Consider the following 11,502-nt stretch of genomic DNA (forward strand, 5'->3'; position numbering starts at 1 on the left):
TGGGAGACAGGCGATGGCTGACCGCGTGCTTGACACGATCATGGAGAGGGCGGAGCAGATCCGCGAGCTCGGCCCGGCCAACGAGGCGCTCGGCAGGCTCGACGACAAGGCGGCGCAGATCCTCAGGGACGCGGGCGCGATCCGGCTGCTCCAGCCGAAGGAGCACGGCGGCCTGGAGGTCCACCCGCGCGAGTTCGCCGAGACGGTGATGGGGATCGCCTCCCTGGACGGCTCCACCGGCTGGGTCGCCGGCATCGTCGGCGTCCACCCGTGGGAGATGGCCTACGCCGACCCGAAGGTGCGCGAGGAGATCTGGGGCGAGGACCCCGACACCTGGATCGCGTCCCCGTACGCACCGATGGGCATCGCCCGGCCCGTGGACGGCGGCTACGTGTTCAACGGCCGCTGGCAGTTCTCCTCCGGCACCGACCACTGCGACTGGATCTTCCTCGGCGCGATGCTGGGCGACGAGGACGGCAAGATGGCGCAGCCGCCGCGGTCCCTGCACATGATCCTGCCGCGCGCGGACTACGAGATCGTCGAGGACTCGTGGGACGTCGCCGGGCTGAAGGGCACCGGCAGCAAGGACGTCATCGTCAGGGACGCGTTCGTCCCGGCGTACCGGACGCTGGAGTACTCCAAGGTCGTGGACGGTTCGGCGCCGCGCGAGGCGGGGCTGACCAACCCCTCCTACCTGATGCCGTTCTCCTGCGTGTTCCCGCTCGGCATCTCCTCCGCGGTCATCGGCATCGCCGAGGGCGCGCTGCACCACCACCTGGCCTACCAGCGCAACCGCGTCCAGATCACCGGCACGAAGATCAAGGACGACCCGTACGTGCTGTACGCGATCAGCGAGGCGGCCGAGGAGATCAGGACGTCCCGCACGGCGCTGCTGGACAACTGCTCGCGCATGTACGACATGGTCGCCGCCGGGCACGTGCCGACGTTCGCCGAGCGCGCCGCCGGGCGCCGCACCCAGGTCCGGGCGGCGTGGCGGGCGGTGCAGGCGATGAACGAGATCGTCGTCCGGTCGGGCGGCAACGCGATGCGGAACGACAACCCGATCCAGCGGTTCTGGCGGGACGCGCACGTCGGCCTCGCCCACGCCATCCACGTCCCCGGCTCGGTCTACCACGTCTCCGCCCTGACGGACCTGGACATCGAGCCGCCCCAGGGCCCGATGCGGTCGATGATCTGAGCCCGCCGACCCGCGGCGTGCCGGGAGCGTGGGCGCCTCCACCGCCCGGCACGCCGCGCCACACGGGGCCCTAGCCGAGCAGGCCGCGGTCGGCGACGAGCCTGGGGGTCCAGACGACCCGGCCGAGGTACTCGTCCGCGGCCGGGTCGGTGACCAGCCAGACCACGGCCGCCGCCGGCGCCTCCTCCGGCGTCGGCTCGAAGCCCTCGTCCTTCAGGCGGTCGAGGCCGCCGCGCGCCGCGCCCGCCTCGGTGACGACGAACCCGGGGTCGAGGTTGAACGCGCGGACGCCGGCGCCCCGGTACTCGGCGTTGATCGCGCCGGCGAGGCGCCCGAACGCCGCCTTGGACGCCGCGTACGCCACGCCCCAGCCGCCCTCGCCGGGCGGTCCCGGCGGGTCGGTGGTCGCCGACCCCGAGCACAGGTCGACGATCGTCCCGCCGCCGCGCGCCAGCATCGCGGGCAGGACGGCCTGGAGCAGGACGATCTGGTTCAGGTAGTTGCCCGTGACGGTCCGCGCCGCCACCTCCGGGTCGAGGTCGAGGAACCGCTCGTGGGTCCCGGCGACGTGCGCGACCGCGTTGTTGACCAGGACGTCCACGCGGCCCCACGCGTCGAGGACCGTCGCGGCGGCGGCCGTCACGCTCGCCCTGTCGAGCAGGTCCATCCGCACCGGCAGGGCCCGCGCGCCGAGCGCCTCGATCTCCGCCGTGGTGCGTTCCAGGCTCCCCGGGACGGGGATCGGCTCCGCGCGCCCGTGACGCGGCGGTATCCGGCCGCGGCCCTCCTCCACCGTGCGCGCGGTGAACGCGACGTCGTACCCGGCGGCGGCCAGCGCGAGCGCCGTCCGCCTGCCGATGCCCCGGCTCGCCCCGGTCACCATCGCGACCGGCCTGCCCGTCGTCGTCATGAGACCTCCCCCTCCAGATGAGAGCCGCCGCCGTCCGCCCGGCGCACGAAGACTCTCACTCAGCGGGAAGGGCCCGGCGGCCCGCCCCCGGATTTGGAAGGTTGAGGCTCGACGGCCGCCGCGCGGGCCGCTATCCAGAAGGGACCGAGGACAGTGACGCAGATCCGAGGGCTGGGATATCTGAAGGTCCAGACCCGGCACATCGACCGCTGGCGCGAGTTCGCCCTGGAAGGGCTCGGCTTCGCCGAGGGGAGCGGACCGGACCCTGACGGCCTCTACCTGCGCATGGACGAGCGCCGCTCGCGCCTCCGGGTGCTGCCCGGCGACACCGACCGGGTGCTGGCCGTCGGGTGGGAGGTCCGCGACCAGTACGCGCTGGCCGCCGTCCGCGAGGCCGTGGAGAAGTCCGGGACGGCCGTGACGACGCTGACGTCCAAGGAGGCGGCGGAGCGCGACGCGGAGGAGGCCATCGCGTTCACCGACCCGGGCGGGACCCCCGTCGAGGTGTTCTGGGGCCCGGTCCTGGACCACAGCCCCCTGCGCACCGGCTTCGCGCAGAAGTTCGTGACCGGCCCCATGGGCATGGGCCACGTCGTGCTGCCCACCCCCAGGTTCGTCGAGACCGTCGCGTTCTACGCCGAGGTCCTCGGGTTCCTGCCGCGCGGCGCGATGAGGGTCGGCGGCGGCGCCGCGAAGGTCAGGTTCATGGGCGTCAACCAGCGCCACCACAGCATCGCGATCTGCCCGGCGCCGTTCGACGGCGACCCGGGCCTCGTCCACCTCATGGTGGAGGTCGACACGCTCGACGCGGTCGGCATCGCGCTCGACGCCATCACGGAGAAGGGCTTCTCGATCTCCTCCACGCTGGGCCGCCACACCAACGACAAGATGGTGTCGTTCTACGTGCGCGCCCCCGGCGGCTGGGACGTCGAGTACGGCTGCGAGGGCATGCTCGTGGACGAGGCGTACTACACCGCCGAGGAGATCACCAGGGACAGCTACTGGGGCCACGACTGGTCCGGGTCCGAGCCGCTGGCCGCCTTCGTCCCGCCGCGGAAGGGCTGACGCCGATGCCGAAGCCCTCGGTGGAACCGGTCGGCGCCGCGGAGGTGGAGTTCGACCACGAGTGCGACGTGCTGGTGGTCGGGTTCGGCGCCGCGGGCGCCGCCGCCGCGTACGAGGCCGCGGCGGCGGGCGCGGACGTGCTCGTCCTGGAACGGTCGAGCGGCCCCGGCGGGACGTCCGCCCAGTCGGGCGGGGAGCTGTACCTCGGCGGCGGCACGCGGGTGCAGAAGGCGTGCGGCTTCGACGACACGCCCGACGCCATGTTCGCCTTCCTCACGGCGGCGCTCGGCCCGCACGCCGACGCTGAGAAGCTGCGGCTGTACTGCGACGGGAGCGTGGAGCACTTCGAGTGGTTCCGCGCGCGCGGCGTCCCGTTCAAGGAGAGCCTCTTCGACGCGCCGGGCTGGATGCCGTACACCGAGGACGGCCTGATGTGGCTCGGCGAGAACGCCTGGCCGTACAACGAGATCGCCCGGCCCGCGCCGCGCGGCCACCGCCCGGAGACGCCGATGTTCGCCGGCGGCGTCCTCATGGAGAAGCTGATCGCGGCCGCCGCCGAGGCGGGCGCCGTCGCCCACCAGGACACCTACGCGACGAACCTCGTCGTCGACGGCGCCGGCCGCGTCGCCGGCGTCGTGGCGCGCCGGTTCGCCGACCGGGTGGTCTACCGGGCGCGCAGAGGCGTCATTCTGACCTCCGGCGGGTTCGTCGACAGCGAGGAGATGCTCGCCGACCACGCCCCGGTGCTGCTCGGGCACGACAAGGTCAGCGACGGCACCAGCGACGGGTCCGGCATCCGGATGGCGACCGCGCTCGGCGCCGCGACCCGCCGCATGGCGTCGGTGGAGATCGCGCTCACCGCCAACCCCGCCGTCATCTGCCGGGGCATGCTCGTCGACGGCCTCGGCCGCCGGTTCATCAACGAGGACGTCTACCCGGGCCTGTTCAGCCACCGGGCCGTCCAGCACCAGCCCGCCCCCTACTGGGCGATCATCGACGAGGCCGGGCACGACGAGATCCCCGAGGCCGACATGTGGGGCGTCCGACCCAAGCACGCGGCGGAGACGGTCGCGGAGCTGGAGGAGTCGCTCGGCCTGCCGCCCGGTTCGCTGGAGGCGACCGTCGAGACCTACAACCGGTTCGCGGAGCGGGGCGAGGACCCCTACTTCCACAAGGACCCCAAGTGGCTGCGCCCCCTGAAGGGGCCGTTCGCGGCGATCGACCCGGCCGACGGGTTCTTCGGCGCCGGTAAGCACGGCGCCGGGACGGGCGCCGGCGGGTTCACCCTCGGCGGTCTCGACACCACCGTGGACGGCGAGGTCCGCAACAACTCCGGTGAGCCGATCCCCGGCCTGTACGCCGCCGGGCGCACCGCCTCCGGCATTCACGGCGAGGGCTACATCAGCGGGACGTCCCTGGGCGACGGCACGTTCTTCGGCCGCCGCGCCGGGCGCGCCGCCGCCGCATCCGAGAACTGAGAGGTCTGTGCATGAAGTACGCCGTCCTTCTCCCCGTGGCGGCGGGCGTGACCGCCGATCCCGCGTGGATCGGCCAGTACGCCCGGCACGCGGAGGCCTGCGGCTTCGAGTCGGTCGGCGCGGTCGAGCACGCGGTGGTGGCGAGCGGCTACTCCAGCGTCTACCCCTACGACAGCTCGGGGCGGATGGAGCTGGCCGACGACCTGGACATCCCCGATCCGCTGGACCTCCTGGCGTTCCTGGCGGGGCGGACGTCGCGGATCGGGCTCGCCACCGGCGTGCTCGTCCTGCCGAACCACCACCCGGTGGTGCTGGCCAAGCGGCTCGCCACGGTCGACGCGCTGTCGGGCGGGCGGCTGCGGCTCGTCGTCGGCATGGGCTGGATGCGCGAGGAGATCGAGGCCTGCGGCGCCGACTTCGAGACCCGGGGCCGGCGGGGCGACGAGCAGCTCCGGGTGCTGCGCGAGCTGTGGGCCGACACCGCGCCCGGGGGCGCCTCCCACGACGGGGAGTTCTTCCGCTTCGAGGGCGCGATGAGCTACCCGAAGCCGGTCCAGGAGGGCGGGATCCCCATCCACATCGGCGGCCACTCCAAGGCCGCCGCGCGCCGCGCGGGCCGCTACGGCGACGGCCTCCAGCCGCTCGGCGTCGCGGGGGACGAGCTGCGCGGGCTCGTGGCGCTGATGCGGGAGGAGGCCGAGAAGAACGGTCGCGACCCGGACGCCCTCGAACTCACCCTCGGCCACTCGCTGGCGGCCGTGACGCCGGAGAAGGCGGAGAGGCTGGCCGCCCTCGGCGCGGACCGGCTCGTCCTGCGCGGGGCCGTGACGACGGACCTCGGCGAGGCCGAGGACGAGCTGTCCGCCTGCGCCGAGCGGCTGGGCCTGTCGGGATCATGACGCTCGACACCGCCGACCGGATCGCGCTCGGCGACCTCGTCGCCCGGTACGCGCTGCACGCCGACCGCCGCGAGGTCGACGCCATGGCCGGCCTGTTCGCCGAGGACGCCGTCCTCGTCCTGCCCGACGCCCCCGGCGAGCTGGACCCGGTGCGGACCTTCACCGGGCGCGCCGAGATCGCCGCGACGCTGTCGGCGCTGCACGGCGTCCCGGTCACGTTCCACGCGCTCGCCGGAGAGGTGTTCGGCGCGGGGCCCGAGCCCGGCACCGCCACTGGCGAGGTCGCCTGCGTCGCCCACCACCTGAGCGACCGCGAGGACGGCGCCGTGCGGGACCTCGTCTGGCACTGCCGCTACACCGACGCCTACCGGCTCGACGGCGGCGCCTGGCGGTTCGCGCGGCGCGAGCAGCGGATCGACTCGATCGAGACCCGTCCCGTCCGGAGGCGGCGCCATGGCTGAGCGGGCGCGGGTCAGCGTCGTGACCGGCGGCGCGCTCGGCATCGGGGGAGCGATCACCCGGCGCCTCGCCGCGGGCGGCGACCTGGTGGTCCTCAACGACATCGACGCGGACGCCGCCGGACGGGCCCGCGCCGCCGTCGAGGCCGCCGGGGGCCGCTGCGTCACGGTCGTCGGCGACATCACCGAGGACGCGACCGTCGCGGACGTCGCGGCGGCCGCGCTCGACCACGGCGGCGCCGACGTCCTGGTCAACAACGTCGGCGACTTCCGCCCGGCCGCCGCGTCGTTCCAGGACAGCACGCCCGGCCAGTGGCAGCGCCTCTACGAGCTGAACCTCCTGCACGTCTTCGCGCTGACCCACGCGCTGCTGCCCGCGATGATCGACCGGGGCGCGGGGAGCATCGTCAACAACTCGACGGTCGAGGCGTTCCGCGGCATCCCGCAGCACCCGGTGTACTCGGCGTTCAACGCGGGCGTGTCGGCGTTCACGCGCAGCCTCGCGGTCGCGGTCGGCCGGCACGGCGTCCGCGTCAACGCGATCGCCCCCGACCTCGCCGACACCGAGCAGACCCCGGCGGCCTGGATGCGGCGCGGCTACGACGAGGGCCTGGAGCACACCTGGGTCCCGCTCGCCCGCTTCGGCGACCCCGACGACTACGCCGCCGTCGTCGCGTTCCTCGCCTCCGACGACGCCCGGTTCGTCACCGGCCACACCATCCCGGTCGACGGCGGCACGCTCGCCGCGTCCGGTTGGTTCGTCCGCGCCGACGACCAGGGCTGGACGAACCGCCCGCACCGCGCCTAGGGGCGCATCGAGACGAGAGGAGCCGTGTCGCATGCAGGACGGGAAGACCCGGAGCGCGGTGCCGAAGGAGAGCGCGGTGCTGGGGGACGACCGTCCCGCCCGCGAGACCGCGTTCGCCGACCTGGTCGCGGCCCGCGGCGGCGACGACCGGACGGGCCTGTGCTTCGAGGACCGCTCCTGGACCTGGCGGGAGGTCGTCGCGGAGTCCCTGCGGCGGGCCTCGCTCGCCCGGGACGTGCCCGGCCACGTCGGCCTGTTCCTGGAGAACGGGCCCGAGCACCTGTTCTGGCTGCTCGGCGCGGCGCTCGCCGGTGTCCCGGTCGTGGAGCTGAACCCGACGCGGCGGGGCGCCGAGCTGGCCCGCGACATCACCCACACCGACTGCGCGCTGCTGGTCACCGAGACGTCCCGCGCGCCGCTGCTCGACGGGCTCACGCGGGTCCCGGCCCTGACGGTCGACACGCCCGCGTACGCCGAACGGCTGGCCTCCGCCCGCCTCGCCGCCCCCGCCCCGGTGGACCCCGACGCGATCTTCTCGCTGGTGTTCACGTCCGGGACGACGTCCGCGCCCAAGGCGGTGATCTGCACGCAGCGCCGGCTGGGCCGGATCGCCGTGCAGCAGCGCGACCGGCGCGGCCTCACCGGCGACGACGTGTTCTACGTGGTCATGCCGATGTTCCACTCCAACGCGCTGATGGCCGGGATCGCGCCCGCCGTCGCCGCGGGAGGCCGCATCGTCCTGCGCCGCAGATTCTCGGCCTCGGGCTTCCTCCCGGACGTGCGCCGCCACGGCGTCACGTTCTTCAACTACGTCGGCAAGCCCCTCAGCTACATCCTGGCCGTCCCGGAGAAGCCGGACGACGCCGACAACACGCTCCGCATCGCGTTCGGCAACGAGGCGGCGCAGCGCGACATCGACGCGTTCGCCCGCCGGTTCGGCTGCGCCGTCATCGACTCCTACGGGTCGAGCGAGGGCGAGATCCGCCTCACCCGCGTCCCCGGCACGCCGCCCGGCTCGCTGGGCGTCGCCGAGGCGGGCACCGTCGTGATGGACCCCGCGACCCTGCGGGAATGCCCGCGCGCCGAGTTCGACGCGAACGGGGTGCTCCTCAACGCCGAGGAGGCCATCGGCGAGATCGTCGACACGATGGGCGCCGCCAAGTTCGAGGGCTACTACAACAACCCCGAGGCGACGGCGCGGCGCGTCCGCAACGGCTGGACCTGGTCGGGCGACCTCGCCTACCGCGACGCCGACGGCTACTGGTACTTCGCCGGCCGCGACGACGACTGGCTGCGCGTGGACGGCGAGAACTTCGCCGCCGCCCCCGTCGAACGCCTCCTGGCCCGCTTCGAGCCCTTCACCGACGTCGCCGTCTACGCCGTCCCGGACGACCGGGTGGGCGACCAGGTGATGGCCGCCGTCACCCTGGCCCCGGGGCACGCCTTCGACCCGTCCGCCTTCACGGCCTTCCTGGCCGCCCAGCCGGACCTCGGCACCAAGTGGACCCCGCGCTACGTCCGCCTGGTCGAGGCCCTGCCCCGCACCCCGACCAACAAGGTCGTCAAGCGCGTCCTCCGCACCGAAGGCCGCGACACCGCCGACCCCGTCTACGAGCACCGCGACGGCGCCTACGTCCTGCGCGGCTCAGCCTGAGGTCCCCTCGGCGAAACACCTGACGCCCGGAGCGGGTCAGGACGGCTCCGGAAGCATGCGCTTCATCGCGGCGTGCGCCCCGGCGACGAGCTTCTCGCGGGGGAAGCCGGCGCGTTTGCGGGCCATGTCGTAGTTGCCGCCCGCGACCCAGACCGGGCCGTCCGCCAGGTGTTCGAGGCCCTCGCGGGCGACGTCGTCGGGCTCGGCGACGTTCAGGCCCGGCATGTCCATGTTGAGGCCGGCGCGTTCCATCGCCGGGGTGCGGGTCACGCCGAGCACGAGTTCCAGGACGTCCACCCCGTGCTCGCGCATCTCCAGCCACAGCCCCTCGGCGAAGACGCGGCCGAACGCCTTCACCGCCGAGTAGATGCTGATCTGCGGCTGGCCCATGTAGCCGGCGAGGGAGCCGACCAGCAGGATGCCGCCGCGTCCCCGCTCCTTCATCAGCGCGCCGAAGTGGTGCGTGAGCGCGAGCTGGGCGGTGATGTTCAGGTCGATGACGCCCTGAAAGCGGTCCAGGTCGCCGGTGACGAACTCGTGGCCGTAGCTGTTGGCGCCCGCGTTGAAGACGAGCAGCCCGACGTCCAGGCCGTCGGTCACCTCGCGGACCGCCTTGAGCGGGTCCGGGGCGACCAGGTCCAGTTCGAGGGTGCGCACCTCGACGCCCTTCGCGCGAACGGCCTCGGCCGTCTCCGCCAGCGGCCCCGGCTTGCGGGCGATCAGCACGAGGTTCAGGCCCGCGTCGGCGAGGCGGTGCGCGAAGGCCGAGCCGACGCCCTCCGAGCCGCCCGCGATCACGGCCCACGGGCCGTATCGGTCGATCATTGCTCTCCGTCCAGGTCCGGCGTCCACGCGACGCCGTTGATGTGCGAGCCGCCGTCCGCGAACAGGGTGTTCCCGGTCAGGTAGCGGGCGTCCTCGGACGCCAGGAACACCGCCACGGGGGCGATGTCGGTCTCCGGGTCGCCGAGGCGGCCCATCGGGTTGGCGCGGTCGGCGGCCGCCTCGATCTCCGGGTGCGCGGCCGCCATCCGGCGGAACGCCGCGCTCTTGGCGCCCGGGCAGACCGCGTTGACGACGACGCCGGTGGGCGCCCACTCGCGGGCGGCCGTGCGGGTCAGCGTCCGCAGGGCCTCCTTGGCCGAGTTGTACTCCAGGGTCCCCATGTGGGCGTTGACGCCGTTCAGCGAGCACATGTTGACGACGCGCCCCCACCCGCGGGCCTTCATGTGCGGGAAGGCGGCCTGCATCGCCCACAGCGGGCCGTAGTAGCCCATCGCGAACCCGCGGGCGATCTGCTCGTCGGTCTTGGCCTCCACCCGGCTCACCGTCCCGGCGCCCCAGGCGTTGTTGACCAGCACGTCCACCGAGCCCCACGTCTCGACCGCCGCGTCCACCATCGCGCGGACCTGCGCCTTGTCGGTGACGTCCGTCCGGACGAACCGGGCGGCCGCCCCGATCTCCGCGGCGACCCGCTCGCCGGACTCCGGGTCGAGCTCCGCGACCAGCACGCGGGCCCCTTCCGCGGCGAAGCGGAGGGCGATGCCGCGCCCGATCCCGTCGCCCGCGCCGGTCACGACCGCGACCCGCCCGGCGAGCCGTCCGCCCGTCACTCGACCACCGTGATCGCGCCGTTCAGCGCGGCCTCCTGGATGGCCGAGCGGAGCGCCGGGCAGGTCGCGTGCGGGTCGTCCAGGCCCACGCACGCCTCCCTGGCCTCGGCGTTCCACTGGATGCTCGTCTGCTCCCAGCTCGACTTGCGCACCATCACCTCGGCGGCGCAGCGGCGGCAGCGGACCGGCAGCAGCGGCCCGTCCAGGAGGCGCTCGTCCTGGCGGGTCGTCACGCCGACGCCCCTTCGGACTCCCGGCGGGCCATGTTCGCGTCGACCTCCTTCTGCCAGGACTCCACCGGCCGGGTCGTGTCGATCTCGTACTCGAACCGGTCGGTCATCTCCGGCGTGACGTCGGCGACGTCCACGTAGAACTGCTCGTACCAGCGGCGCAGCTGGTAGACGGGCCCGTCCTCCTCGCACAGCAGCGGGTTGTCGATGCGGGTCTTGTTCCGCCAGATCTCGATGTCCTGCTCGAAGCCCGTCAGGATGAAGTCCGACAGCTTCTGCGCGGTCGCCTCCGCGGCATCGGCCGGCAGCGCGTCGCTGTGCTGGACGATGATGCCCGAGTGCAGCGAGAACGAGTTCTCGTCGATCGGGTAGTGGCAGTTGATCAGGACGGAGTGCAGGTCGTACCCCTCGTAGTGGTACGTCAGCTCGTCGATCATGAAGGAGGGGCCGTGGTAGGACGCCACGGAGGTGTTGCCGAGCATCTTCGGCCCGCCGCTCCCGCCCTCCCGGCGCGCGTCCTCCCGCGTCCGGCCCTTCATGATCTGCGTGGCCACCTGGCCCTCGAAGATGTTCTTGAAGTACGTCGGGAACGACTTGTGGATGTAGAAGAAGTGCGCCATGTCCACGACGTTGTCGATGACCTCGCGCGCGTTGGTGTGGACGACCGTCTCCGTCCAGCGCCAGTCGGTCCAGTCGTCGCGGGTGGCGCCCTCGATCACCGGGATCGTCACGTCCTCCGGCGGCTTCTTGCCCTCCGGGTCGTTCCAGACGAACAGCAGCCCGTCCTGCTCCATCGTCGGCCACGCGGCCGTCCGGGCCCGCAGCGGGACGCGGCGCGCGTAGGGGATCTGCTTGCAGCGGCCGTCGCCGCCCCAGCGCCAGTCGTGGAACGGGCACGCGATCGCGTTGCCCTTGACGGTGCCCTGGGACAGGTCGCCGCCCATGTGGCGGCAGTAGGCGTCCAGGACGTTCGTCGTGCCGTCCTCACCGGTGAAGACGACGAGCTTCTGCCCGAACGCGGTCACGGTGTGGGGCTTGCCGTCCCGGAACTTCTCGGCCAGCCCGAGGCAGTGCCATCCCCGGGCGAAACGGCGGGTGATCGCCTCCGCCTCGATGGCGCGGACGGCGTCCGACTCGGTTGCGGTCACGTGGATCATCCCTTCGGCGATGGACGGGTGATTCGAACGTT

12 protein-coding genes are annotated in these 11,502 nt (G+C 73.3%); 7 read left to right on the plus strand and 5 right to left on the minus strand.

The annotated features are described in order from the left end of the window. Positions 1 to 13: 13 nt before the first annotated feature. Positions 14 to 1,198 (plus strand): acyl-CoA dehydrogenase family protein, encoded by a 1,185-nt coding sequence (locus tag ABD944_RS21855; protein WP_345179253.1) that lies wholly within the window; start codon positions 14 to 16, stop codon positions 1,196 to 1,198. A 70-nt stretch (positions 1,199 to 1,268) separates the two neighbouring features. Here ABD944_RS21855 and ABD944_RS21860 read toward each other — a convergent pair whose 3' ends face one another. Continuing rightward, complete coding sequence (locus ABD944_RS21860; RefSeq protein WP_345179254.1) at positions 1,269 to 2,108, minus strand: SDR family NAD(P)-dependent oxidoreductase; 840 nt, start codon at positions 2,106 to 2,108, stop codon at positions 1,269 to 1,271. A gap of 153 nt (positions 2,109 to 2,261) precedes the next feature. Between ABD944_RS21860 and ABD944_RS21865 the strand changes: the two genes are divergently transcribed. From ABD944_RS21865 to ABD944_RS21890, 6 genes are read left to right on the plus strand one after another with little or no spacing between them, the layout of a single operon-like run. Beyond that, positions 2,262 to 3,173, plus strand: coding sequence for a VOC family protein (locus tag ABD944_RS21865; RefSeq protein WP_345179257.1), 912 nt, complete (start codon positions 2,262 to 2,264; stop codon positions 3,171 to 3,173). A gap of 5 nt (positions 3,174 to 3,178) precedes the next feature. Further along, positions 3,179 to 4,651 (plus strand): FAD-dependent oxidoreductase, encoded by a 1,473-nt coding sequence (locus tag ABD944_RS21870; protein ID WP_345179258.1) that lies wholly within the window; start codon positions 3,179 to 3,181, stop codon positions 4,649 to 4,651. 11 nt (positions 4,652 to 4,662) lie between these two features. Then, on the plus strand, positions 4,663 to 5,550 hold the full coding sequence (locus ABD944_RS21875; protein WP_345179260.1) for an LLM class F420-dependent oxidoreductase: 888 nt from the start codon (positions 4,663 to 4,665) through the stop codon (positions 5,548 to 5,550). Continuing rightward, positions 5,547 to 6,011, plus strand: coding sequence for a nuclear transport factor 2 family protein (locus tag ABD944_RS21880; RefSeq protein WP_345179261.1), 465 nt, complete (start codon positions 5,547 to 5,549; stop codon positions 6,009 to 6,011). The genes ABD944_RS21875 and ABD944_RS21880 overlap by 4 nt, the downstream gene beginning before the upstream one ends. Beyond that, a complete protein-coding gene (locus ABD944_RS21885) occupies positions 6,004 to 6,816 on the plus strand; it encodes an SDR family NAD(P)-dependent oxidoreductase (RefSeq protein WP_345179263.1) in 813 nt (270 codons plus the stop codon). The genes ABD944_RS21880 and ABD944_RS21885 overlap by 8 nt, the downstream gene beginning before the upstream one ends. Before the next feature lie 31 nt (positions 6,817 to 6,847). Continuing rightward, positions 6,848 to 8,470 carry an AMP-binding protein gene (locus ABD944_RS21890; RefSeq protein ID WP_345179265.1) on the plus strand — a complete coding sequence of 541 codons (1,623 nt, stop codon included), beginning with the start codon at positions 6,848 to 6,850 and terminating at the stop codon, positions 8,468 to 8,470. 36 nt (positions 8,471 to 8,506) lie between these two features. On the opposite strand, the gene ABD944_RS21895 is transcribed toward ABD944_RS21890, so the two are convergent. Genes ABD944_RS21895 through ABD944_RS21910 form a run of 4 tightly spaced genes read right to left on the minus strand, consistent with a single transcriptional unit; the run spans position 8,507 to position 11,470 of the window. Beyond that, positions 8,507 to 9,295: an SDR family NAD(P)-dependent oxidoreductase gene (locus tag ABD944_RS21895; RefSeq protein WP_345179267.1), complete on the minus strand. Its 789-nt coding sequence runs from the start codon at positions 9,293 to 9,295 to the stop codon at positions 8,507 to 8,509. Further along, positions 9,292 to 10,083 carry an SDR family NAD(P)-dependent oxidoreductase gene (locus ABD944_RS21900; RefSeq protein ID WP_345179269.1) on the minus strand — a complete coding sequence of 264 codons (792 nt, stop codon included), beginning with the start codon at positions 10,081 to 10,083 and terminating at the stop codon, positions 9,292 to 9,294. The genes ABD944_RS21895 and ABD944_RS21900 overlap by 4 nt, the downstream gene beginning before the upstream one ends. Further along, positions 10,080 to 10,316 (minus strand): ferredoxin, encoded by a 237-nt coding sequence (locus ABD944_RS21905; RefSeq protein ID WP_345179272.1) that lies wholly within the window; start codon positions 10,314 to 10,316, stop codon positions 10,080 to 10,082. Before ABD944_RS21905 ends, ABD944_RS21900 begins: the two co-directional genes overlap by 4 nt. Next, positions 10,313 to 11,470, minus strand: a complete 1,158-nt coding sequence (locus tag ABD944_RS21910) for a 3-ketosteroid-9-alpha-monooxygenase, oxygenase component (RefSeq protein ID WP_345179273.1) — start codon at positions 11,468 to 11,470, stop codon at positions 10,313 to 10,315. Before ABD944_RS21910 ends, ABD944_RS21905 begins: the two co-directional genes overlap by 4 nt. Between the last annotated feature and the right edge of the window lie 32 nt (positions 11,471 to 11,502).

This window comes from Actinomadura verrucosospora (assembly GCF_039540335.1).
Lineage (GTDB): Bacteria > Actinomycetota > Actinomycetes > Streptosporangiales > Streptosporangiaceae > Spirillospora > Spirillospora verrucosospora.

Coding starts and splice junctions, on each gene's coding strand:
- ABD944_RS21855 (WP_345179253.1), top strand. CDS start 14: ATGGCTGACCGCGTGCTTGACACGATCATGGAGAGGGCGGAGCAGATC.
- ABD944_RS21860 (WP_345179254.1), bottom strand. CDS start 2,108: ATGACGACGACGGGCAGGCCGGTCGCGATGGTGACCGGGGCGAGCCGG.
- ABD944_RS21870 (WP_345179258.1), top strand. CDS start 3,179: ATGCCGAAGCCCTCGGTGGAACCGGTCGGCGCCGCGGAGGTGGAGTTC.
- ABD944_RS21875 (WP_345179260.1), top strand. CDS start 4,663: ATGAAGTACGCCGTCCTTCTCCCCGTGGCGGCGGGCGTGACCGCCGAT.
- ABD944_RS21880 (WP_345179261.1), top strand. CDS start 5,547: ATGACGCTCGACACCGCCGACCGGATCGCGCTCGGCGACCTCGTCGCC.
- ABD944_RS21885 (WP_345179263.1), top strand. CDS start 6,004: ATGGCTGAGCGGGCGCGGGTCAGCGTCGTGACCGGCGGCGCGCTCGGC.
- ABD944_RS21890 (WP_345179265.1), top strand. CDS start 6,848: ATGCAGGACGGGAAGACCCGGAGCGCGGTGCCGAAGGAGAGCGCGGTG.
- ABD944_RS21895 (WP_345179267.1), bottom strand. CDS start 9,295: ATGATCGACCGATACGGCCCGTGGGCCGTGATCGCGGGCGGCTCGGAG.
- ABD944_RS21910 (WP_345179273.1), bottom strand. CDS start 11,470: ATGATCCACGTGACCGCAACCGAGTCGGACGCCGTCCGCGCCATCGAG.